Source organism: Paraphotobacterium marinum, from assembly GCF_002216855.1.
GTDB lineage: Bacteria > Pseudomonadota > Gammaproteobacteria > Enterobacterales > Vibrionaceae > Paraphotobacterium > Paraphotobacterium marinum.
In genome coordinates, this window is record NZ_CP022356.1 from 147,064 (window position 1) to 172,070 (window position 25,007).

Sequence of the window (25,007 nt, forward strand, 5' to 3'; positions counted from 1 at the left end):
ATAAAATATACCTAATTGTTGGATATTATTTAGGTATATTTGTTCAAAAAAGTGAATACCGTAGGGTTAATCTTTAAGATTTTAATTACATAATAGAGTAAAATAAGGTTCCAAATTGCTTGAGATACAGCAACACCAATTGCCACTCCATGTGAATCTAGATTATGTATTAGAGAAAGACTTAATACGATATTAATACAAAAAGCTAGATAGAAGGTTCTCGCTGGAATTTTTGCATATCCTGACATTGAAAGAATTAATCCAACACTGCCCGAAAATACATTTACAATTTGACCGATCATTAAAATTAAAAATATTGAATAGGAGCTTTGATATTCATGTCCGTATAAAGGGAAAATGAAATAACTAAGAGGAATAATTATTACAATTAAAACAGATGATATAGTAGCAATAGTTGTTGTATATTCTTTTATTTTTTGTTGGAATTGTTGTCGATTAAGCTGGTGGTAGTCTTCAGCAACTTGGGATCTGATATTTAAATTAATGGCGCCAAGAGCAAATGATATGACTGTGCTCATTTGGAGTGCTACTGAGTAAAGAGCTATATGCGAATCAGAAGAAAATATTTTAATAAAATAAGATCAGCATAAGCACAAATGATCCCTCCCCATTGAAGTAATACAAATGAAATATTGTCTTTTGAAGGTGTGATTTTTTTTAATCCATATTTTTTTAGTTGAGTACAATGTATTAAAAAAGAATAAGCTATTAAGAGTAAAACTAGCCCACAAAAAATAATATTTGCGTTTTTTATATCTATTAGTTTAATAATACCAATCCAAATGAAAATTAAGAGTTGAAAAATAAGTTGAAGCGCATTGCCAAAAATAACTTTTTTTTGAGCAATAAAAAAAGCAACTAACAAATTAATTTGGAAGAAAGCGAAAGAAAGCAATAAAGTGTAAAAAGTAATAAATGAAATAAATTGGAAGTAAAAGTAGAGTAAAAAAAGACAAAAAGAAAACAAAGATAAAAAAACTACCCCTTTATTCCAAAACCAATTATAGACAAAAAATGTTCTTTGTTTTTTTTTGAAGCCAAAATAATCTGATTGTCCCCAATATTTAGATAATAAACCACCACCAGCTCCCAAAGTAGCAACTAATCCAATTATAGTGGCTACAGAAACTCCGTATTGGTATTGGCCATACATCTTGATACTTAAAAATCTAGCAAAAAGAATATTATTACAAAATAAAATTAATTCAATGAATGATTGGATGATGATCGTATAGATGGAATTTTTGAAAGTAGTATTTTTAAAGTTAACCAAAACAAAAACCATATAATTGACAATTTCAAAATTTTAATTTTTTTTTTGTTATTTGTATATAAAAAAAAATTTAATGAAAGTTTCTTTTAAGTTTTTTCTGGTTAATTTTTTTTACTAACTAATGCGCTGTAGATATTTGCTACTTTATACAATCACTCATTTTTTTGTTTTGGATCATGTTATTAGAAATATATTCATAATTTTTTTTTGTGCTTAATTTTTTTTTTTCTATCTTTTTAGTTGTAAAAAGAATTAATATTGAAAAATAAGGACTAAATCATGTTAAATCCAGAAGATTATGTTGGCCTAACTTTCTGGCTAATTTCTGCAGCAATGCTAGCTTCAACTTTTTTCTTTTTTGTAGAAAGAGATCGGGTCATAGGCAAGTGGAAAACCTCTTTATCAGTTGCTGCAATGGTAACAGGTATTGCTTGTTTACATTATTTTTATATGAGGGGTGTTTGGGTTGAAACAGGACAAAGTCCTACTGTATTTCGATATGTAGATTGGTTTTTAACCGTACCATTACAAATAATTGAATTTTTCCTAATTTTAGCTGCAATAACAGTTGTTCCCACTAGACTTTTTTGGAAACTACTTGTAGCGAGTATTGTGATGCTATTGGGTGGATACTTGGGAGAGGTTGGTTCAATAAATGTACTACTTGGCTTTATTATTGGTATGTTAGGTTGGCTTTATATTTTATATGAAATCTTTATTGGAGAAGCTAGCCAAATAAATAAAGAAAGTGGTAATAAAGCATCACAATTTGCTTTCTGCGGATTGAAATGGATCGTAACCATTGGTTGGGCCATTTACCCTATAGGTTATATTTTTGGGTATTTAGTTGGCGGTGTGGACTCTGCTGCTTTAAATCTTATTTACAATTTAGCCGATTTTGTAAATAAAATTGCATTTGGTGTAGTCATATGGTCTGCAGCAGTCAGTGACTCAGAAAATAAGATTTAAGCTGAGTTTGGGGTTTTAATGATGCGCAATCTTGCTTCTCACAAAAAAAAATCATCAACACTAGGCATTTATGATTTTGATAAATTATTTATAGAGCATTTATTAGATAATTGTAATGCTGCAGGGGAGCAGGTTCTTTCAGCAATTGAGTACCATTTCCGATCTGTTGGAAGTCTGAAGAGAGCGCATTTATGTTTTAAAATAGCGAAAAATTTGGAAATAAATGATAAAGACTCTCTTTTAATTGCAGCAGCTATTGAGTCACTTCATAACGCTTCTTTAATTCATGATGATATCCAAGATGAAAGTGTAACTAGAAGAAACAAGCCTACATTATGGTTGAAACTCGACCAAAATCAAGCAATGTGTGTAGGCGACGCTCTAATTTCCGCTAGCTTTGCATTAATAGCGCAGATTGAGTCTAGTAAAGTTCATATTTTGATTCAAAAAATGAATCATCGAGTCTTACAATCAATTAAAGGACAAACAGCTGATATTCAGAACAAATCTATTGGTTCAATTGAAAATTACATGCAAATTGCTTTTGAAAAATCCGTTCCATTATTTTTGTTGTCTGCTGAACTACCTTGTCTTTATAAAAATAACTTTGATCATAAGTTTGCTTTGAAGGCATTGAAGAACTTTGCAATCTCATATCAGCTTTTTGACGATATTCAAGATCAAATTGTTGATAAACGAAAAGGTGATTTGAATATTGTTAATTTACTAAGTGATAATCTCTGTAAGCAAAATAAATATTCTGAACAAGAAAGTACTCAACTTAGTATAAAAAAAGTTCATGCAGAAATAGAACATTTATTATTTGTTTCTCAATTTTATTTAAGTTTTGTCGATAAAATTTTATCAATACCTATTTTAGAGTTAATCGATTATTTAAAAAAAGATATAAAACACAAATTATATGAATGAAATTGTTGTGGTAGGTAGTGGATTTGGTGGGATTGCAGCAGCGTTAAGGGCAAGATCACTTGGGTTTAATGTCACTATTGTTGAAAAGCTTAAGAGTCTGGGTGGAAGAGCCCAGGTTTTTAAAAAGGATGGATTTGTATTTGATGCAGGTCCTACTGTTATTACTGCCCCACAATTATTTGATGAGTTGTTTTTATTATTTGATAAAAAAAGAAGTGATTATATTGATTTAATTAGTCTTGATGTTTGGTATCAATTCATTTTTAACGACTTATCCAAGTTTAACTACGGCGGCACCTTAGAGGATATCCAAAATGAAATTTCTAAAATTTCAGCTCATGATGCCCTCAATTATAAAAATTTATTGGATGAATCAAAAAAATATTTAAAGTCGGTTTTAGTCAATTAGCACATCGTCCATTTCATTCTTTTTTTGAAATGTTTAAGCTTATACCAACCATGATTAAGTTAAAGAGTTATCGTTCTGTCTTTTCTTTGGTGTCTTCTCATATGGAACATGACAAATTAAGACAAGCTTTTTCCATTCAACCTTTACTCGTTGGTGGCAATCCATTTAACACAACAAGTATTTATTCTTTGATTCATTTTTTAGAGTTTAAAGATGGTATTCATTTTGCTCGAGGTGGTATGGGTAAACTTGTATCGGCACTAATAAAACTGATGAAGGAAGAGGGAATAAAAATTTATACAGATACAAAACTTGAAAAGATTATTTTTGAGAAAAACAAGATTAGTAGTATTCAAACTAATAAAGGTGTAATCAAATGTGATCATCTTATTTCAAACACAGATCCTGAATACTTTTATAGTCAATTTGTAAAAAAGAACACCATTAAAGTTAATTTAAGAAGGAAGTTTTATAAAAAATCTATGGGCCTTTTCGTTTTATATTTTGGGACTCAAAAAGTTTATGAGAATATCGAGCATCATACAATTATTTTAGGAAAACACTATAAGAAATTACTAGAACAAATCTTTAAACATAAAAAATTATCTGAAGAAATTTCAATTTATTTACACCGTCCAACAGCTACTGATAAAAGCATGGCACCTGAAGGTTGTGATAGTTTTTATGCCTTGGTTCCTGTTCCGAATCTCGATGCTAATTATAACTGGAAAAGAAAAGGTGTTGAACTTAAAGATCTTGTCATTAAACGCCTTTCAGAAACGATTATGCCTAATCTATCTGAACATATTAAAACCATCTTTTGGAAGACGCCTCAAGATTTTAAGGATGATTATTGTTCGCCATCTGGAACAGGATTTTCTATTGCCCCACTTTTTTATCAATCAGCTTGGTTTCGTTATCACAATAAAGGAGAAGGAATCGATAACTTATCATTCGTAGGGGCTGGAACTCACCCTGGAGCAGGTCTGCCTGGTGTTTTATCTTCCGCTAAAGTAATTGAGTCTCTTTTAATAAATAAGTATTTATAAAATATGAGTAAAACATCCTATAATTATTTTAGAAAAATTACAGCATTTCATGGTAAAACTTTTTATGCGGCTTCCTTATTGATGGGGAAAAATGATGCCAATAAGGCCTATACATTGTATAGTTTATGTCGTTTAATTGATGATATTGCGGATAATCCTAAAAATGATCAAAATGAAATATACCAACTTAAAAAATACCTATGGAGTTTAAAACAAGGATCATTCATTCATTACAAGGGTTTAGCTTTACCTGAAATAATTTTGGAAGATTTATTTAAAGGAATGCTTTTTGATCAAAAATGCAACCATTTTGAAACTGAAAATGATTTATTTAATTATTGTTATCAAGTTGCAGGAACCGTTGGTATACTTATTTGTAGTATATTTAATGTTAATCATAAACAGGCGTGGAAACATGCAGTTGACTTAGGGATTGGTCTTCAATTAACCAATATCAGTAGAGATATATATGAAGATGCTATTTTAAACAGAATTTATATTCCAAAAGATTGGGATAATTCTTTATCTACTGAGGTTATTAGAAAGTTTAATTCTAAAAGTAATCAAATATATCAAATTCAAAAAAAATTATTACTCATTGCGGATGAGTTTTACACGAGTGGTTATAATGGTCTTCGTTATTTACCTTCTAAAGTAAGATTTTCTTTTTTGTTTGCAGCTAAATGTTATCAACAAATTGGAAATGAAATTTTACAGAATCAAAATTTTAAAAAACGAGCATATGTTGGACGAACTAAAAAAACTACGTGCTTGTTGAAAACATTAATTTTTTATTTTAATAAGATTAAAAAAAACCATTCAACTCATTCTTCTCTTAACCTTTGTTCGAAAAAAATATTAAAATGAGCTGGTTAGATTATGGAAGTTTATAACCTTGTTATTATTGGCGGTGGCTGTTCTGGCTTAGCTCTTGCAAATGCATTATATGAGTTAAATTCCAAAAAAAAGTTTTAGTCTTAGAGAAAAGGATAGCGTATCAATTTGATAAAATTTGGAGCTATTGGGCACCAAAAAATAGTTATTGGGCTAATTTTGCTGATTATAAATGGAAATACTGTCAATTTAGTTTAAATGAAAAAGATATTGTTACGCATGATTATGAAAATAATTTAATCTATTGCTCTCTTTCTTCGTTAAATTATTATAAGTATTCACAAAGATGTTTTTCACATCCAAATTTTACGATCAAATTAAATCAAGATATAACTTCAATAGAACAAAAAAACCATTTATTTAAAATTAACTCGAAATCAGATTCTTTTTTGTCAAAAAAAGTGGTCGATTTAAGATCAAACCCATCATCATATAACCCGTTCTTTTATCAAATATTTTATGGAGTTGATGTTATTTTGAAAAATCCATTATCACAAAGTAATCAAGTTAGATTAATGACGAACTTATGTTCAATTAAAGATGGGGTAGCATTTGATTATATATTACCTTTTTCTGATAAACATATTTTAATTGAACCAACTATTTTTTCAAAAATTAAGGAATTTAATATAGCTTATTTTAAAAAACGAATAATAGATATTTGTAAGAAGGAGAATATAGTCATAAAAGAGATTTTGAGAGAAGAACAAGGTATATTGCCTATGGGACAATTTAAAAAAAAGGATAAATATTCTCATGAAATAGGTGGTGTGTTAAGAGCATCAAGTGGCTATGGTTTTATAAAAATACAGACGTGGGCCAAGGAGTTTGCGTATTTGTTTGAAAAAAGTAATGAATTAAAACAGATTAAATACTCGAAAACATCTAATTTTATGGATACTATGTTTCTTCATTACCTTAAGTCGATAAATAATAATAGAGATGTGGTTTTTTATAAATTGGCAAAAAACATGAATTACAAAATATTTTATAGACTCATGTCCGATCAGCTCTCATTATTAGATTGTTTCAAAGTCGGTTACAGCCTTATTAAAAGATAATATGATGGATAAATTAAAATGTTTATTGAGTTTAAAATATATAAGTTTTTCCTTTATATTATTCATTTTTATGATCTTTAAAGAATCATCTAACACGGGATTACTACTAATTTCATTAGGTTTATTGTTGTTGGTTGGTCTTCCTCATGGCATTTTAGATCCTCTTATATTTTTTAGAGGGAAAATTAAATCTAAAAGCAAATTGCTCATCTTCATAGGTATTTATATTTTAGCAATTTTAATTTTCTTTTCATTCTGGTTTATTAATCCCATTTTTACATTAATTTTCTTCTTAATGATATCTTTTCAGCACTTTGGAATGGATTGGCTGCATTATAATGGCAAGTATTATTGTTTCATCAACCAATTTATTTTAGGAGGCTCAATCTTTTTTTTACCTTGTGTGTTATATCCTAATGAAGTCAGTGATTTTATTGTATCTCTAATAAATGTTCATTTCATTTATTTAAAAGAACTTGGTTTCTTTTGGATTTGTTTGAGCCTTTATATTGGATATATAACGAATAAACATTATTTGTTAGATTTTTTTTTACTTTTCGCATCATTTTACTGTTTGGGTATTTTTTGGGGTTTTTTAGTTTATTTTTGTACTTTCCACAGTATAGGTCACTATAAAAAAAATATCTCACACTTATTAGTAATGTTAAAAAAATTTAGATTTTTGCTGTTTTTTTTAATATTAACAACATACTTACTGATGATTTTTTTAGTCATGAATTTAGATATAAAAGATTTCAATGTTCTAAATATCATGAAAATTTCAATTTTTATTTTATCAGCTTTTACCATGCCACATTTTATAGTTATTATGATTAGTGATAGAATAATAATTGATAACAAACAATAATTGATTACTTTTTTAAAAGTAACCCTATATAAATGATTAAATGCCTCATACTTCTTTTCTATTTTATAACAATTACAATTTGATCTTTTTTATAAAAAATATTAGTTATTGTATACTAAATTCTTAAACCTTAGTTCATGATAAAACAAGAGTTTTACAATAACCAAATGCCATTAAGTTGTTTGAATAGAAAGAGTATTACATTAATTTTTTTATAAAAATTGAGTGAAGCGCTTGAAATAAATAAATAAAACCCAATATATAAAATAGTGACAAGCTAAGTTAAAAAAAAGTTGACATGCATCACATTATTTGTTAGCTTGAAAGTATGTTGCTGCTCAGCAGGACATAAATAATTTAAAATATTGCTTCATAGAAGGATAATAAAATATGAGAAACTTTAATGTAAACCCTTACTTTCGTTCATCTGTAGGATTTGATAACTTTTTAAATTCAGCGTTGAACAGTCAAAAATCTAGCTCTTTACCTTATAACATTGTTAAAAAAAGTGACGATGACTATTCTATTTCACTCGCTTTAGCTGGTTGGAATGAAAGTGATTTAACAATCACAAAAGACAAAAACACACTAACGGTATCAGGTAAGTCTTCAAAAGAGCAAAAAGAAACCAATTATATGCATCGCGGTATATCAGAGCGTGACTTTTCACTTGATTTTTCATTAGCAGACTACGTTAATGTTATTTCTGCAGATATGAAAGACGGCTTGTTGAATATCGAGTTACATCGTGAATTACCAGAAGCAGAAAAGCCTATGCAAATTTCAATTAACAATCAGGCTATCGAGTCAAAATAAAACTCGATAAAGTCTACGCTCTGAAAAGGGCGTGCCCAAGAAATAACGCTGCAAAGCAGGTTATAAAATTTAAAATATTGCTTCATAGAAGGATAATAAAATATGAGAAACTTTAATGTAAACCCTTACTTTCGTTCATCTGTAGGATTTGATAACTTTTTAAATTCAGCGTTGAACAGTCAAAAATCTAGCTCTTTACCTTATAACATTGTTAAAAAAAGTGACGATGACTATTCTATTTCACTCGCTTTAGCTGGTTGGAATGAAAGTGATTTAACAATCACAAAAGACAAAAACACACTAACGGTATCAGGTAAGTCTTCAAAAGAGCAAAAAGAAACCAATTATATGCATCGCGGTATATCAGAGCGTGACTTTTCACTTGATTTTTCATTAGCAGACTACGTTAATGTTATTTCTGCAGATATGAAAGACGGCTTGTTGAATATCGAGTTACATCGTGAATTACCAGAAACAGAAAAGCCTATGCAAATTTCAATTAACAATCAGGCTTTAGATTCCAAATAAAGATACAGTTAGCCAGAGAAATCTGGCTTTATTTTATATGATTTTATGGCGTAAAATTTTCTGTCGATAAATACCTTGTATATCATCTTGAAACGTGCGCAGAATCAAGCTTAGTTGCATTTCTCTTTTTATCAAGCATACTTATTAAATCCAAAAAAATACTTCACTATATTTATCCATAAAAAAACTCAAAATGAGGGCTTCAAAAAAATGAATATAAATAAACAAGGAAAAATGAAAAAAATTCTAACACTTATACAGAGTGTAACTTTTCCTAAAATTTCATTTTAATTTTTTAAAAAATAGAAATATAATTAAACAAATGATTTATTCCAGTTTTTTACAGTTAACCATATAGATTTTAACTTCCAGTTTTTACTGCTATGATAACAACCACGTTTGATAAAGTAGTAGTAATAGCAGTAGGTATCTTTTTCTTCTTAATTCATTTTTCCCGTAGATTCAATTGCAATAATCGGAAAATTTTTATAACGACATGATTCAATTTGAAACTTTATAAAAATAAATAACTAATAGCTCCTTTGTAAATATTATAGTTTAAAAGGTATAATTTAAACCTATGTTCCAAGTATCAAACTTCATTGTTTTATGGTCATTTATATTTTTTCTAAACTCTTCTCCATCAACATTTGTATAAGAAATTTCAGTAGATAATCCGTTTGTTATGTTATAACCGAGACCAATAGATTCGGTTGTATTCCATTTTTTGAGGGATTCATTTAGATTATTGGATGCGATTGGTGATGTCACATCTACATTTTGACTGACATATGCCAATCCTACTTTACCAAATAAATATAAACTCTCATTCATTTGCCATTGTAATCTCGCAACTACGGGTACATAAAAATTTGTTTTGTATTTAACACTAGAATTTGAATCGATCTGACCTTTTGGTGAATAGAAAAGTTTACCAAAACCAATTTCTGGTCCTAGTGATAAAGTATCTGATAAGGGAAACTTGTAACCTAAATAAATGTCGTGATTCAATCCACTTTTATTTTTAACTTTTTCACCATCTGTGAAGGAATAACCAAAATTACCGCCCACATAAAGGCCTGCTAATTTTGCAGAAGCTGTTCCAACCATACATGTCATTAACGCTGTAAATAATAATATTTTTTTCATAAATCTGCCTTTTCATAATAGTCATTTTAAAATTGTTGTGATTATTTTCTAAATTTAACAACAGTTACATGATTGACGAGATAGTTAATAAAAAAAATCATAATGTGATATTAAGCACGATAATTTATATAAAATACATATATTGATACAATTCTGGGACGAATTTTATTATTAGGGACAAATAAACCTTTGAATGGATAAAGACCTAAATCATTTAAAAAGACAAATAAAGCTCAATTATTAAAAAATAAGTAGTAATTGTTGTTTTGATTTGAACTATAAAAATTAACATTTAGAATCTCAAAAACTGTATATAAAAAAGTAAAGAAAACGAAAAAAATAAATTAGATTATCTAATGTTTCATTAGTTTTTTTAGCTTAACTTATTTAAAAAATATTTTTATGATTAACCCCATAAATCTGAATTAATCATTAACATTTTTTATTTAGATAAAAAGCACACAGAATATACTTAGTGTGCATGCTCTATATGCTCATAAGTAGCATGGATAGTAAAGGGATGTAACTCACTCGCAAATAGACATGGTTTTTACTATAAAATCTAGCTTTTGGATTTTTTTCCAACATCTATAAATAGTAAAGAAAAATATAAAAATGTTTAGTTAATATTGAGATTTAAAATTAATATTTGGTTTAATTAATATACATCCAAGGAAAAAAAATGAAACTCAATAACACAACAATAGGCGTTATAAATATTTCTCTAGCATATACTTTATGGGGATTAGGACCACTTTTTTATAAATTTTTAGAACATTTACCCACTTTCGAAATAGTCTCATTTAGAGTGGTGTGGTCTTTGTTTTTTTTGTTAGTAATTATATTAATGTCAAAAAAAATTAATACTATTAAATCAATTATTTACAACAAAGAAAATATAAAATTTTTATCTATTACTTCCATTTTAATTTTTGTGAATTGGTTTACGTATATATGGGCTATAAAAAACAATCATGTATTAGATGCAAGTTTAGGGTATTTTATAAACCCCATATTTTTTATATTTTTGAGCATGTTTTTTTTAAAAGAGAGATTAAATAAATTTCAAATCATAGCTGTTACTACAGTGATTTTGGCTGTTTTATATCAAGTGCTTAAATTAGGATCGGTTCCATGGGTTGCGATTATATTAACGGTTAGCTTTGGATTTTATGCTCTTCTTAAAAAACAATCTACTATTGATTCACAAGCTGGTTTGTTGTTTGAAAATATCCTATTATTCCCCCTAACTTTCGGTTATTTGTTATTTGTTGACTCACAACCATCAGCAACTATGATCCATAACTCTATCATCTTAAATGTGTTCATTGTTCTTTCAGGAGTTATGACTACATTACCTCTAATATTTTTTAATAGAGCTACAACTAAATTAAATCTTTCAACTATTGGCTTTTTCCAATACATTAACCCAACCATATCTTTTTTTACTGGTATATTTTTATTTCATGAGTCTTTTAACTATGATCAATTCATAACCTTTTCTTTGATTTGGGCTGCTTTGGCTGTGATTTCCTTTGATTCAATATGGAGATTAAGAAAAGCACACCAATTGATGAGTGTTTCTTGTAAGCCTTGTAACCAACAATAGCCCTAAAACAAACTGTTCTTGTAAGATAACTCAAGCCTCAGCTTTACTTATTTGGATAAACATTAAACGTTAAATATCCATAAATTTATAAAAAAAACCAAAAACAACCAAATAAACTATGGTTGTTTTATTTATTGTAAAACATATCAATAAATTTAATTATATTTAAATCTGTGCCGCACATATCTCATTATTTTTTTACATTTGTTATAAATTATTTGCTAAATTTTTAGTGTGTCTTTAATTTTTTGATAAATGATGAAAAAAATAGTTAAAACCATATTACTTATTGTTATTGGTGTTTTTTTGGGAATATATATAACAAATAATTTTGACTCTTTTGACAAAAAGTCAGCTTCTTCATCAAATAAAAAACCAATATATTGGGTTGCTCCAATGGATCCTAATTACAAACGAGATAAACCAGGTAAGTCTCCAATGGGAATGGATCTTGTTCCCGTATATAAAGAAAATACTCAAGAAGGCATATCTGTATCATCACAAGTTCAGCAAAATATTGGTGTACAAACTGAATTGGCTGAATATAGAAAGCTGAATATTGAAGTGAGTGGTCTAGGAGAAATAAGCAGTAACGAAAACTTAGTTAAGCACATCCACTCTTATGAAGATGGTTGGATTGAAAAACTCATGATTACAGAGCTAGGCCAATCTGTGAGTAAGAATCAGATTATTGGTTATTTATATTCACCAAAATTAAATGAGGCGCAGCAAGAACTTGTTTATGCCATTAAGACTAAAAAGTATGTTGAACAAACTCAAGCAAAGCTAAGTGCACTAGGATTTTCAAAAGAGCAAATTAATAGGATTAAGTCTACTAAAAAAGTTGAAAAACTCATTGAGATTAGATCGCCATTAAAGGGTTTTATTACTGAATTAAAAGCGGAAGAGGGTATGTTTATTACGCCACAGGACAACCTCATGACAATCACAAACTTAGAATCTGTCTGGTTAAATATTGAAATATTACCTTTTGATTTGAAATATATATCCTTAGGCAATAGAGTACAAGCAACGGATGTTTATACGAATCAAAAGTTTGATGGAAATATAAGTTTTATTTCTCCTTATTCAGATCCAATAAAAAGGACGACCATTGCTCGGGTTGTTCTTAATAATCCAAATTATGTTTTAAAACCTAATTTTCTTTTAGATGTAAAGATTATAAGTCAAAAGAAAATGAAAAGCTTAACAATTCCTTTATCCTCTGTAATTCGATTAGAAAATGTGAATTATGTTTTTGTTAAAGAAAAAAATCAATTTATTCCAAAAGAAGTTTTATTAGGGGATGAAAATTCAAAATATATCGAAGTATTAAAAGGTTTAAATAAAAAGGATAAAGTTGTGACATCATCTCTTTTTTTAATTGATTCTGCATCTGACCTAACCGCAAGTTTGAAAAGACTCTCATCAGAAAAAAAAGTGGAACAAAAGCAAGTCACTGAAACAGTCGGCGTTATTAAGAATATCAATAAAGAAAAAGGTTTTTTGGTTATTCGCCATGAAGCAATTAAGTCGCTAAATTGGCCGCCAATGACCATGAGGTTTTATTTAAGCAATATTTCAAAACTAGAACAATTTAAAAAAGGAGATGATATTAACTTTAGTTTTTACAAAACATCAAATGGCTACACTATTGATAAAATTACACTTTTAAAATAGGACGAACATTATGCTTAAATTTTTTAATTATTTTTTATTTTTAATTTTGTTTCCTTTATCTACTATGTCATATGCTCATAGCCCTGAGCTTCATGAACAAGATGGCTCAATGCCACATAAAGAATATAAAGCCAGTGGCATCGTTAAATCAATCAATCAAAGAGAAATGTTGATTAAACATGAGCCTATTAAAGAGTTGTCATGGCCAGAAATGGAGATGGTTTTTAAAATTTCTGAGCAAATTAGTTTAAGTGAACTTAAAGATATTAAAGTTGGTGATTTTATTAAATTCATGTTTTATGAAAAAAATGATGAATATATTATTACAGCTTTAAGAGAACATCCTATAAAGAAATAAAATGATCAAGAGTATTATATATTGGTCTATTAAAAACAGATTAATTGTTTTAATCATTTCGTTTTTAATTACACTGCTTGGTTTATATTCTACATTAACATCAAATGTTGATGCGATTCCTGATTTATCCGATACTCAGGTCATTGTAAAAACCTCTTTTCCAGGTCAAGCTCCTCAAGTAGTGGAAAATCAAATCACTTATCCACTATCTAATGCCATGCTGAAAGTTCCCGGAGCTAAAACTGTGAGAGGCTTTTCTTTTTTTGGTGATTCATATATATATATTTTATTTGATGAGGGAGTAGATCAATACTGGGCTAGGTCAAGAGTCTTAGAAGCCCTGTCTCAAATATCAAGTGAATTACCAAGTAATGCTAAAAGTCAATTAGGGCCTGATTCAACCGGTGTGGGTTGGATTTATCAGTATGCTTTGATTGATAAAACAAATCAATATGATCTATCTCAATTAACCAGTTTACAAAATTGGTTTTTAAAATATGAACTTCAAACCATCCCTAATGTTTCAGAGGTGGCCACTATAGGAGGGATGGTTAAACAATATCAAATTACTATAAACATAAATAAATTAAAGGCATACTCATTGAGGGTAAAAGATATAATTACAGCCATTCAAGATTCAAATAATGAAGTAGGTGGTTCTGTTTTAGAAATGGCTGAATATGAATATATGATTCGTACCAATGGTTATCTTGAAAATAAAAAGGATATAGAAAATATCCCAATCATTTTAAATTCAAGCGGTAAAGCTATTTTATTAAAAGATATTGCAACTGTTAGTTTGGGTCCTGAAATGAGAAGGGGGGTTGCTGATCTCAATGGCGAAGGAGATTCTGTTGGCGCAGTGGTGGTCATGAGAGAGGGTAAAAATGCTTTAGCAACAATAAAAAACATAAAAAATAAATTAGAAGAAATTAAAAAAAGTTTACCTAAAGGAGTCGAAATTATTACGACATATGATAGATCTTCTTTGATAATGGATACGATAGATAATTTAAAATTAAAGTTAATTGAAGAATTTATTATTGTGGTATTGGTTTGTTTTCTCTTTTTATTTCACATTCGTTCATCGTTTGTTATTTTAATAAGTTTACCTGTTGGAATATTAATATCATTTATGCTTATGAAAGCACAAGGTATTAATGCCAATATCATGTCTTTAGGAGGTATAGCAATAGCTATTGGTGCAATGGTCGATGCGGCTATTGTAATGATTGATAATTATCATAGACACCTAGAAATACAAAAAAATAAACAGATAAATCGATGGCAAGTTTTGGCAAAAGCTTCAAGTGAGGTAGGTGGCCCAATATTTTTTTCGTTACTCATCATGACGTTTAGCTTTTTACCGGTTTTTACTTTACAGGCACAAGAAGGTAAATTATTTTCACCTCTTGCGTTTACCAAAACATATGCAATGGCGGCTTCAGCTGGTTTAGCCATTACATTAGTTCCAGTTTTAATGGGATATTTAATCCGAGGTAAAATTATCTCTGAAAATAAAAATCCAATCAATAGGTTTTTAGTTAATATCTATAATCCAATTCTAAGCTTTGTTTTGAACAATACAAAAAAAACAATACTTTTGTGTTTGGTTGTTCTTCTAACTGGTTTATATCCAATGAATAAATTGGGTTATGAATTTATACCAGATATTGATGAAGGTGATTTGATGTATATGCCGACCCTATCACCTGGTGTATCTATCGGAAAAGCTCATCAAATATTACAACAATCAGATCGACTTATTAAATCGATACCTGAGGTTTCAACAGTATTTGGTAAAATTGGTCGAGCAGATACGGCGACAGATCCTGCACCATTAACCATGATTGAAACAATCATCCAGTTTAAACCTCGATCAGAGTGGCGAGCAGGGATGACACTAAAGAAAATTAGGATGGAACTTGACAAAGTTGTTCAAATACCAGGAGTTACAAATGCTTGGGTTATGCCCATCAGAACCAGAATAGATATGTTAAGCACTGGCATTAAAACTCCATTAGGTATTAAGATTTTTAGCTCGAACCTTGATGAAATAGAATCAGTGGGAAAAGAGATACAATTATTATTAAAAAATATTCCAGAAACTTCATCTGTTTACTCTGAAAAAACAGATAGTGGGAAATATATAGATGTTAATATCAACAGAAAAAAAGCTGCGGATTTAGGATTTTCAATTTCTGAAATACAAGACATCATTGAAACATTAATTGGTGGAAAAAATGTTTCAGAGACTATTGAGGGAAGAGAGCGATACCCAATAAATATTAGAATTCCACAATCCGAGCGCGCAAGCCTTATTGATATCAAAAACTTGTCTTTTGTTAATGCTTTTGGAACTCGAGTACAGTTAAAAGAATTAGCGAGCATAACCATAAAAAATGGTCCTCCTATTATAAAAACTGAAAATGGTCGATATATGGGATTAGTATTAGTCGATGTTAAGGGTGATATAGGAACATATATTGATATGGCTAAAAGAAAGCTAGATAACAATCTTTCTTTACCCGTTGGGACATTCTTAAATTTTTCAGGGCAGTATGAGTATTTGGAAAGAGCGACTGCTCAGTTAAAAATTGTAATCCCAGTGACCTTAATGATTATTATTTTGTTGCTTTATCTAAGTTTTAGAAATATGAAAGATATTTTATTGATAGTTTTATCTTTGCCCTTATCGATTATAGGTGGTCTCTGGCTAATTTATTTACTTAATTACAATTTTTCAATTGCAATCGGTGTAGGTTTTATTGCATTAGCAGGGGTATCAGTTGAAATTGGGGTGTTAATGATTGTTTATATTAATCAAGAGCTTAAAAGGGTAAAAGAACAAAACATCAAACTCACAAAAGAAGCAATCAAGCTTGGTGCACTTATGAGAATTAGACCTATTGTCATGACGGTTGGATCTGTAGTAATTGGATTGATGCCTATATTATTTTTAAGTGGTGTTGGTTCAGAGGTGATGCAGAGAATTGCGGCCCCAATGGTTGGTGGTATGGTTAGTGCTATGATTTTAGCTTTAATCCTCATTCCTGCACTATATATGGAAATAAATTGCTGGCAACTGAGAAAAAAAGAAAAATCAAAGCAAAATAATGATTTAGATATTAGTAATTAAAAATAGTATAGTCTTCATTCTAATTATTCCTAATTGGAATTAGAGTGAAGGCTATATTTTATGTAGTATCATTTACGGTTTTTGAGCAAGAACTTTGTCGATATCGGTAGATGAATGTCTTTCGGGTAACTGTTCCCACTCATTTCCAAAGGTTCTATTTACGATTCTACCCCTTTGCACTGCAGGACGCTTTTCAATCATTTGGGCCCACTTAACTAAGTTTGTATAGTTTTTTACCTGCAAAAACTCCGATGAACCGTCATATAGTCGACCGAGAACGAGGTTTCCATACCAAGGCCAAATAGCCATATCTGCAATAGAATAACTATCACCATTTATATATTTGTTTTTTTCTAAGTGTTTGTCCAGAAGATCAAGCTGTCTTTTAGCTTCCATGGTAAAGCGATTGATTGGATATTCCAATTTTTCATCAGCATATGAAAAAAAATGTCCAAAACCGCCACCTAAGAAAGGTGCAGCACCTTGTGACCAAAAAAGCCAATTAAAGGTTTGTATTCTTGTGTTACCTGATTTTTCTAAAAAATGTCCAAATTTTTCAGCAAGATAAACTAAAATAGATGCAGATTCAAAGATATTAATGTTGTTATTAGTTGTGTCCACAAGCGCAGGAATTTTTGAGTTTGGATTAATGTTGACAAATCCACTCGAAAATTGATCGGATTCACCTATTTTTATTAGAAAGGCATCATATTCGGCCTCTTTAATTCCAAGAGCTAACAGCTCTTCAAACATAATGGTAACTTTTTGTCCATTAGGTGTTCCCAGTGAATAAAGTTGGAATGGATGAGCTCCTGTGGGTAAGTCTCTATCAAATCTTGCACCAGATTCTGGTCTATTTATATTAGCCCATTGATTATCTGACTTTGATTCATTTACCCATATCTTGGGGGGAATATATGGTGTATTTGTCATTTGCTATTCCTTAGTTCATTAAGTGTAAATTAAATATAGTACGGATATCTAAACTATTTAAAATTAATTTAGTTTGAATGTATCAGAGTATATGTCAATTTAAAGTCTTTAATTTTGTGATTAATTTTTATTTTTAAATTTCATGAAATTTAAATGTTAAGCATGATTAAATTCTTATATAATAGGTCTCTTTTAGCAAAAAATTCAATAATTGTTCATAAGGTTTTAAATGGTTTCTACATCAACACTTCTTGCATTCATACCTGTTTTTTTATTTTTATCTTTACTACCAGGATTATGTATGACATTAGCTTTATCCCTGGGTGTTTCTCTTGGCTTTAAGAGAACAACGTGGTTTATGTATGGGGAGCTTCTCGGTGTTTTTTTGATATCATTAATGGCCATTTTAGGCGTATCAATAATTATTCTTGACTTCCCTTTTTTATTTAACATTATAAAATGGGGTGGTAGCTTTTATTTGATATATGTAGGAATAAAAATGTTTATGTCATCAAGTGAAGAATCTATGTTTGGTGACCAATCGACCAATGAATCAACCAGAAAGGGGCTATTTATAAAAGGTTTCTTATCTGCAATTTATAACCCAAAGGGTTGGCTTCTCCTTATGTCTTTATATCCTACTTATATTGACTACAAAAAGAATTTATGGATTCAATCAAGTAGTCTATTATCTATAAGTTTATTGATTGAAGGGTCTGTAATGTGTCTCTATATATTAAGTGGGGCTAAGTTACGTTCGTATATTCAAAAGAATAATAAAGAAAAATATATTAAAAAGATTTCAGGTGCCATGATTGCTTGTGTAGGTTTGATGATCATTATCGTGTGAAGCAATTAAAGCATGACTGATAAATTTTCTGGTTATATAAATATTATTTTGGCCTATTTTCTGTGGGGGCTAGCCCCAATTTATTACAAACTTTTAGATGGTGTTCCTTCATATATTGTCTTATGCCATCGCATTATTTGGTCCTTTGTTTTTATTTTATTGCTAGTCTTTTTCTTTAAAAAATTTAAATACATTAGACTAATCCTAGTCAACAAAAAAAAAGTATTTATACTATTTCTTTCATCAACATTAATATGTTCGAACTGGTTTATATACATTTGGAGTATTGATCAAAACCATATATTGGAAACGAGTTTAGGTTATTTTATAAATCCAATTATTACGGTTTTTTTAAGCATGTTATTTTTAAATGAACGCTTAAGTAAATGGAAGTTAATTGCTATTATTATTGCTTTGATGGCAGTTATATATCAAGTCATTTCGATAGGATTTTTTCCTTGGATAGCTCTTAGTTTAGCTACAACTTTTGGCTTTTACGCACTGCTCAAAAAAAAATTTCCTATCGAATCTCAAGTTGGTTTATTCATTGAAACATCACTTTTTACACCAGTAGCATTTTTCTATTTGTTATTTCACAGTTCTATATCTGTTCAGGATTATTTACACTATTCTTTTTTAAAAGATCTATTATTGGTTTGTTCGGGAGTTATGACAACATTACCTCTCATTTTTTTTAATAATGCAACCAAAAAGTTAAAGCTTTCCACTGTCGGTTTTTTTCATTCTGACACAGTATTATTGGGATTTGCATCTTACTTCAAATATTAATTTCTGGAAAACATTTTAATTATAAATAATACTGTCTAAGTAAACAGTTTTTCAAGGAATAGAGCATCATGGCATATCTTATTAAATCAGCAGATGTATATACCAACACGGAACTTTCTATAGTGGATGGAAAATGCATAATAAAACCGATTTCAGGAAATATAGGATCTTTATCAGGATTATATTCAAAAGATGGTGAGTTTAACCGCCAAGCCAATAGATATATTTTCTATCAAAAAGCAGTGAAGCAAGCTAAAGATATAAATCCTCTCACTCAAGCTTTAAAACATTATTATACATTCTTGGAAGACAATAATCTTGAATGGGACGTATTTCCCACCATAAAGCGAATGAAACCAACTTATTTATTTCGTTCGCACTTATTGAAAGCTATCAAAAATGAAGATTTAGCTGCTTCAACTGCAAGTACACGTATGAATTATATTGTAAAGTATTATAAATGGTTGATGTATGAAGGATACTTAAGAGTTTCAGATCCCAAAGCAGCTCCTTTTATTACGGAGTTTGTGGGAAAGTCTAGAGATGATATGTTGGCACATACCAGTAAAGAATTTAGCGTCGAAACAACTGACTTAAGAATAAAAGTTCCTAGAGACAGCAATAGTAAAAATATACGTCCATTGAAACCATTAAGCCTTGAAAACTTCAAAATTTTAGTGCGTTATTTCCCTCATATTACCGAAGAGTTAAAGCTTCAAATTATGATTGCTGTAGGTACTGGTTTAAGAATACAAGAAGTCGCAACTTTAACCCTAGAAGCCATTGAAACAGCGACTCCTTTTGCTGAATCAGAGCATATTTATTCTGTCACTGTAGGTCCTAACAATGGTGTTCAAACCAAATTTGGCATCAAAAGAACAATAGAAATGTCGAGTTCACTTTTAAAAGAGATCAAAAAATATATGATTTCAGATCGACGGTTCAAGCGTGTTAACAAGTTAAAAAATTTAGAACCCTCAAAACGAAAAACTTCCGAATCTTTGTTAGATGCTCTTAACCGAAGTGAAAAGCATGAACCTTTGTTTGTTAGTAGTCATGGATATCCTGCTACATCAAAAGTTATTGAATCCAGATGGATAGAATTAAAAAAACAAATTAAAAAAGAACACCCTAAATTTGATCATCGTTTTCACGATTTACGCTCCACCTATGCAACCTATCGACTCCATGATTTACTTGAAAACAACTTACCTCAGAGTCAAATTTTGAACTTACTTATGATGTGGATGGGGCATAGAAATGAACGAACAACGTGGAAATATTTAAATTATCTCGAACAAAAAGAAACCTTTAAAACCAAATTAGGTCTTTTATCTCAAATTATGCATGATGTTATAGAGGAAGAAGAATATGAGTAATGTGACCTATTTATATCAGTGGAACCCTGATTTATGCATTGATAAACTTTCAACTGGCCATACATTAGACTTTAATCGTCTGTTGTTCAAACTCTATAAAGATGAAAATAGGCACAAGTATCAGATTTTCCCAAGTACTAAAGATCTTAAACAAGGCAAGTTTTCAGAAGATGCCCATCGAAGAGAAATCGTTGTTCAACTGAAATCCAGATTTGATGAAGCCCTTGAAGAAGGTACAAGACATGCTTCGCTTAAGTCCTATTTTGGACATCTATTACTTTACATACTCTGGTGTGACCAAGAAGATGTTTTAGTCTTCACGCAAATCTCTATTGAAGGTTTTATGAACGCTCTAAATGAGCGAGTTATGCGTGGAGAGCTTAAAAACTCAAGCTATACCCATACGAGGAGAGATTTACGTAAGTCTTGTATTCAATATGCTGATTGTCCATCCTCTTATTTTGACCATGTTGTGGTCAGAGATGAAAGTGACATCGAGTCACATGAAGCCTATAACCAAAGTGATTTAAAGCAGCTGCTCCCTTTATTGCGTGCTTTATTTAAACAAACACATGAGCAGTTTATGGATAATCCAAAGCGATATATGAAGGCACATTCAAACACCCCCAATATGACTTTTCATTGGAAAGGGCGTGATTATGGGCTTAAGTCTGGCATCAATAAAATGATGTGTGCTGCTTGTTATCTGTTGGCTTATTACACCTCAGCGAACACTTATTCATTATTCGAGCTGAAACAACCACAAAACGCTTCCACAACGCTTGGTGAAACATGGTACAACATGCCTGTTTTTAAGAGAAGAGCCTTTAAAACAATCTCCATTGTAATGGGAGAGCATGAGCTAGGTATTCCGCAATATGCCATCCAATTTTTTGATAAATTACTCAAAGCATCGAAAATAATCTGCGATGATGCAGATACTTTATTATTAAAATCAGTTTACCATAATAAAATTCAACCAATGAAGTCTAATAGGTTAGGAAATTTTGTAATCTGGCTAGATAAGACCTTTAAAATGACCGACCAAACAGGACGAAAACTTAAACCAATCATTAGTCGCTTTCGACAAACAGGCAGTCAAATTGTAGCCCATCATTCGGGTGATGTTGCAAACGATATCACGCTTGGAAATACCCCTGACGTAAGAGTTAGGAATTATAGTCAAGGGAATAAGCTTTCCAATAACGGAATGATACAAGATGCTATGAGTATTCGTGAAGAGCAAGTCAGAGAGGGCGTTACTCCCAAACAAGCACAAGCTAATTTAGGTATTGATGTCCTTGTGATTGACCAAGAACATGCAAAATATCAACCTAAACTAAGCCGAACATTAAACGGTGGCAGCTGTAAAGATCCCTTTGGAGAAAAAGCTAAAAAATATACTCGAAAAATGAAAACGCAAGGACTGGCTAAAGAAGATGAAAACGCTGCTTGTGCGGACTTGTTAAGTTGCTTTGGCTGTGAACACCAAGCCATTGTTGACTCCGTATCAGACATTTGGTGTCTCTTATCCTTTAGAGCCAATTTAGAAGAGTCTCTAGTGAATCATTTAGATGTTGCTCATTATGAAAAGAATTTTCAACATATCATCGACTTTATTGACTCTAAAATACTACCCCAAATGAAACCCTCAACTTTAAAACAAGCCGAAGAAAAATTAGATGAAGTGGGCTTACACCCTTTTTGGGATGATGAGCCTGAGTCTATTTTTAACCTGATTCCTCAAACTATAAAGGAGCCTGTTGATGCCAACGAAACACTTATATGATCATAAATTTCCTGAGCAACATAAAATACAAGACGTTGATATTGTGACTTTATATCACGAAAAAAGGTATCAAGAGTTAGATGAAGTGGTGATCTGCAAGGATGCAAAAGGTAATATAACCGCCACCTTTGGCGAATCTCTGTGGGACTGTAAACCTTATTCTCGTAAATCACAAAAAAATGAAAACACATTCAATTTTAGCCATTTTGATAGCCACCCTAAGTTACAACGTGAGTTAAAGATATTCACTTATGGCTGGCTCTTTAACAAAAATACCAAACAACGAAAAGCTGTTAAATTTACGACTGTATTAACTAACTTAAAAGACCTCAGGAGAACATATAAATTCCTTGCTCTGGGTCAACATGACTCGATTCAATCTCTTTCCAAAAGCCCTGTTTGGCGAGATTTTAAAACTTACTTGAGCAACCAAGATTTAGTAAAAGGCACTTTAAAGAGTGCTTTCATTGTCATTAATAAAGTATTGGACTTAACCTCCTGGCACAAGATTCAACATGGTATTGTGGAAAAAATAGAAGTTTATAAATTAGCAGAACAATTAAGTGAGAAGGAGGATCAACAAACTCTAGCAATTCCAGACCGTTACTGTGATGCTCTATTTGCTAAAGCCTTTGAACTGGTTCAAAAAGCTTACCCACATCGAAAGCTGATTGCTCAGACAGAGCAAGAAATACAAGATAATTTCCTCAAAGGAAAAGAGATACTTGACGCTAAAGCCCACGCTCAACTTCTAAATGGACAACCTTATAAATTTATGAATGAAGATGGGGAGATAATAAAATCACGTCTTTATTCAAACATGATTCACGACCAAGAGCCGAAAAAGATAGCAGATATCATTGCACCACTTGTAAACAAATTGCCACACATCTCTCTTAAAGATGGGAATGATTTTAAAAGATATTTGAATCAACTCATCACTGCAAGTTATGTCATTTGTGGAGGTTTTAGTGGGATGCGATATTCAGAGCTTGAAAAACTAACCCCACATAGCTACTACAAAGAAGTCTTTAACGGTCGAACATATCATATGCTTCAATCTCATACCTTTAAGCTGGGTGAGAAAAGAGAAACATGGGTCACCGCAAGCTCTTCTGAGTTGGCAATTGAACTGATGACAGTTTTAACTGAGAAATGGCGAAAGGAAGCTAAATACCCTGAGTCCAAATACTCAAATACCATTTGGGTCAATCAATCTCAACGCATTAGTAAACCGTACTTGATAAAGAGTTGGAATGCTCGTTTGAGACAACTTTGTCATCAACTTAATTTAATCGTCACTGAAGAGGATTATCAAGCGTGTTTGGGTTCAAATCCAAATTCACAAGATAAAATAAAAGAGAAAGTTAAAGTTGGAAAGCCTTTTCCAATAGCAACCCACCAATTTAGGCGAACATTAGCTTTTTACTTTTTCAAAAATCGTTTGGGAACCCCCATTGCCCTTAAGCAACAGCTCAAACATCTTTATCTTACAATGACCGATTGGTATGGTAACGGTGGTGCAAAGGCAGCATTTAAGCTGATTATGGATAATGAATTCAAAAAGATATTGGATAATGCTGGCAATGAAGCCATTACAAATGAGATGTTTAAACATATACATACAGATGAAGCTCTATCTGGAACACATGGAAAAGCTATTATCAAAATGCGTGGCAATCTTCCTCAAATGTACAGCTCTTGGGATAATATTTATCAGGCGGTAAAAGATAAAAAGCTCACGCTTCATAATACGCATCATAGTTATTGCACTTCTGGTTATTCTTGTGGGATGTCAGGACGGTTTAACCCTGAATCATGTGTTGAATGTAGCAAGGGAAGTAGCATTATTAATGCTGAACATGCCAAATGGTGGAAAAGAAAACACACGAGTCTGACAACTTATATGCAATCCGAAGCCGATGAAATTGGTGTCAGTGAGCGAACGGCCTTTATCATTAAAATAAGAGCAGCAGAAAAAGTCCTGCTTGATCATGGTATAGAGTTTATCCCTTTTGAAAAAGAACTAAATATTGTTGAGGTGAGATCATGAGTAAAAGAGAAGATACCCTAATTAGGCTTGAAATGGCACTAGATAGGATTGTTAAAGGTGAAGTGAAAAACATCCCAAATACAAAGAAATTAAGTGTTAGAGCAGTTGAACTAGAAGCGAAACTCGGTGATGGCAGTATCTACTACTATCCTGAATTTGTAGATAAAGTAAAACAAGTCAAAAAAGAGATAGCTGAGTCTCAGGGTGTGGTGATTAAACCTAGAGCAGATCAGCTACAAGACAAACTAAGCAAAGAAAAAAGAAGTAAGGAAAACTTAAAAGACAAATATACCAAAGCAAGCGAAAAGTTGGCTTCATTCACTAGCCATAACTTTCATATGGATGATCATTGGGTTAAAGAAAATGAAAAAGTGAAAAGGTTGGAACGTGAGAATCAAAAGCTTAAAGAAGAAAATCATATGTTAAGAAGAGATAATATATCTGCAATCAAATGAGTCTTA

At 30.8% G+C, this 25,007-nt stretch carries 23 protein-coding genes; 19 read left to right on the forward strand and 4 right to left on the reverse strand.

Annotated elements, in window-relative coordinates; all coding sequences use genetic code 11:
• Window positions 1–29: 29 nt before the first annotated feature.
• Together CF386_RS07885 and CF386_RS07890 are read right to left on the reverse strand one after the other, a co-directional pair.
• Window positions 30–539: a lipopolysaccharide biosynthesis protein gene (locus CF386_RS07885; protein WP_089073887.1), complete on the reverse strand. Its 510-nt coding sequence runs from the start codon at window positions 537–539 to the stop codon at window positions 30–32.
• A gap of 23 nt (window positions 540–562) precedes the next feature.
• The gene (locus CF386_RS07890) at window positions 563–1,294 is read right to left on the reverse strand and encodes a polysaccharide biosynthesis protein (protein WP_145955030.1); all 732 of its coding nucleotides are present in this window, start codon (window positions 1,292–1,294) and stop codon (window positions 563–565) included.
• A gap of 279 nt (window positions 1,295–1,573) precedes the next feature.
• On the opposite strand from CF386_RS07890, the gene CF386_RS07895 reads away from it, so the two are divergent.
• From CF386_RS07895 to CF386_RS07930, 9 genes are all read left to right on the forward strand, one after another.
• On the forward strand, window positions 1,574–2,263 hold the full coding sequence (locus tag CF386_RS07895) for a bacteriorhodopsin-like (RefSeq protein ID WP_089073889.1): 690 nt from the start codon (window positions 1,574–1,576) through the stop codon (window positions 2,261–2,263).
• Window positions 2,264–2,281: 18 nt separating this feature from the next.
• Complete coding sequence (locus CF386_RS07900; protein ID WP_089073890.1) at window positions 2,282–3,193, forward strand: polyprenyl synthetase family protein; 912 nt, start codon at window positions 2,282–2,284, stop codon at window positions 3,191–3,193.
• Window positions 3,186–3,602, forward strand: a complete 417-nt coding sequence (locus tag CF386_RS13110) for a phytoene desaturase family protein (RefSeq protein WP_225971782.1) — start codon at window positions 3,186–3,188, stop codon at window positions 3,600–3,602. The genes CF386_RS07900 and CF386_RS13110 overlap by 8 nt, the downstream gene beginning before the upstream one ends.
• A complete protein-coding gene (gene crtI, locus CF386_RS07905; RefSeq protein WP_225971812.1) occupies window positions 3,575–4,651 on the forward strand; it encodes a phytoene desaturase family protein in 1,077 nt (358 codons plus the stop codon). Before CF386_RS13110 ends, crtI begins: the two co-directional genes overlap by 28 nt.
• A gap of 3 nt (window positions 4,652–4,654) precedes the next feature.
• Window positions 4,655–5,518 carry a phytoene/squalene synthase family protein gene (locus CF386_RS07910; RefSeq protein WP_089073891.1) on the forward strand — a complete coding sequence of 288 codons (864 nt, stop codon included), beginning with the start codon at window positions 4,655–4,657 and terminating at the stop codon, window positions 5,516–5,518.
• A 122-nt stretch (window positions 5,519–5,640) separates the two neighbouring features.
• Window positions 5,641–6,606 carry a lycopene cyclase family protein gene (locus CF386_RS07915; protein ID WP_089073892.1) on the forward strand — a complete coding sequence of 322 codons (966 nt, stop codon included), beginning with the start codon at window positions 5,641–5,643 and terminating at the stop codon, window positions 6,604–6,606.
• A 4-nt stretch (window positions 6,607–6,610) separates the two neighbouring features.
• A complete protein-coding gene (locus CF386_RS07920; RefSeq protein ID WP_158522341.1) occupies window positions 6,611–7,474 on the forward strand; it encodes a Brp/Blh family beta-carotene 15,15'-dioxygenase in 864 nt (287 codons plus the stop codon).
• 390 nt (window positions 7,475–7,864) lie between these two features.
• Window positions 7,865–8,290, forward strand: coding sequence for an Hsp20 family protein (locus CF386_RS07925; RefSeq protein ID WP_089073894.1), 426 nt, complete (start codon window positions 7,865–7,867; stop codon window positions 8,288–8,290).
• A gap of 102 nt (window positions 8,291–8,392) precedes the next feature.
• Window positions 8,393–8,818, forward strand: a complete 426-nt coding sequence (locus CF386_RS07930; RefSeq protein ID WP_089073895.1) for an Hsp20 family protein — start codon at window positions 8,393–8,395, stop codon at window positions 8,816–8,818.
• A 558-nt stretch (window positions 8,819–9,376) separates the two neighbouring features.
• Here the strand turns inward: CF386_RS07930 and CF386_RS07935 are convergent.
• A complete protein-coding gene (locus CF386_RS07935; RefSeq protein WP_089073896.1) occupies window positions 9,377–9,967 on the reverse strand; it encodes a porin family protein in 591 nt (196 codons plus the stop codon).
• A gap of 682 nt (window positions 9,968–10,649) precedes the next feature.
• Here CF386_RS07935 and rarD (CF386_RS07940) point away from each other — a divergent pair.
• The 4 genes from rarD (CF386_RS07940) to CF386_RS07955 all read left to right on the forward strand — a co-directional run bounded on the left by rarD (CF386_RS07940) (window position 10,650) and on the right by CF386_RS07955 (window position 16,753).
• Entirely contained in the window at window positions 10,650–11,576 is a 927-nt protein-coding gene (gene rarD, locus CF386_RS07940) for an EamA family transporter RarD (RefSeq protein ID WP_089073897.1), read from the forward strand.
• A gap of 258 nt (window positions 11,577–11,834) precedes the next feature.
• Window positions 11,835–13,256 (forward strand): efflux RND transporter periplasmic adaptor subunit, encoded by a 1,422-nt coding sequence (locus CF386_RS07945; RefSeq protein WP_158522342.1) that lies wholly within the window; start codon window positions 11,835–11,837, stop codon window positions 13,254–13,256.
• A gap of 10 nt (window positions 13,257–13,266) precedes the next feature.
• A complete protein-coding gene (locus CF386_RS07950; protein ID WP_089073899.1) occupies window positions 13,267–13,614 on the forward strand; it encodes a copper-binding protein in 348 nt (115 codons plus the stop codon).
• Between the two features lies 1 nt (window position 13,615).
• Complete coding sequence (locus tag CF386_RS07955; RefSeq protein ID WP_089073900.1) at window positions 13,616–16,753, forward strand: efflux RND transporter permease subunit; 3,138 nt, start codon at window positions 13,616–13,618, stop codon at window positions 16,751–16,753.
• Window positions 16,754–16,825: 72 nt separating this feature from the next.
• On the opposite strand, the gene yghU is transcribed toward CF386_RS07955, so the two are convergent.
• A complete protein-coding gene (yghU, locus tag CF386_RS07960) occupies window positions 16,826–17,686 on the reverse strand; it encodes a glutathione-dependent disulfide-bond oxidoreductase (RefSeq protein WP_089073901.1) in 861 nt (286 codons plus the stop codon).
• Between the two features lie 229 nt (window positions 17,687–17,915).
• On the opposite strand from yghU, the gene CF386_RS07965 reads away from it, so the two are divergent.
• From CF386_RS07965 to CF386_RS07990, 6 genes are all read left to right on the forward strand, one after another.
• Window positions 17,916–18,536 (forward strand): LysE family translocator, encoded by a 621-nt coding sequence (locus tag CF386_RS07965; RefSeq protein WP_089073902.1) that lies wholly within the window; start codon window positions 17,916–17,918, stop codon window positions 18,534–18,536.
• Between the two features lie 12 nt (window positions 18,537–18,548).
• Window positions 18,549–19,325 (forward strand): EamA family transporter RarD, encoded by a 777-nt coding sequence (gene rarD, locus CF386_RS07970; RefSeq protein ID WP_089073903.1) that lies wholly within the window; start codon window positions 18,549–18,551, stop codon window positions 19,323–19,325.
• A 68-nt stretch (window positions 19,326–19,393) separates the two neighbouring features.
• Window positions 19,394–20,704 (forward strand): tyrosine-type recombinase/integrase, encoded by a 1,311-nt coding sequence (locus CF386_RS07975; RefSeq protein WP_089073904.1) that lies wholly within the window; start codon window positions 19,394–19,396, stop codon window positions 20,702–20,704.
• Window positions 20,697–22,493, forward strand: coding sequence for a hypothetical protein (locus tag CF386_RS07980; protein WP_089073905.1), 1,797 nt, complete (start codon window positions 20,697–20,699; stop codon window positions 22,491–22,493). Before CF386_RS07975 ends, CF386_RS07980 begins: the two co-directional genes overlap by 8 nt.
• Window positions 22,471–24,546: a hypothetical protein gene (locus CF386_RS07985; RefSeq protein ID WP_089073906.1), complete on the forward strand. Its 2,076-nt coding sequence runs from the start codon at window positions 22,471–22,473 to the stop codon at window positions 24,544–24,546. The genes CF386_RS07980 and CF386_RS07985 overlap by 23 nt, the downstream gene beginning before the upstream one ends.
• Entirely contained in the window at window positions 24,543–25,001 is a 459-nt protein-coding gene (locus CF386_RS07990) for a hypothetical protein (protein ID WP_089073907.1), read from the forward strand. Before CF386_RS07985 ends, CF386_RS07990 begins: the two co-directional genes overlap by 4 nt.
• The last annotated feature ends 6 nt before the right edge of the window (window positions 25,002–25,007 follow it).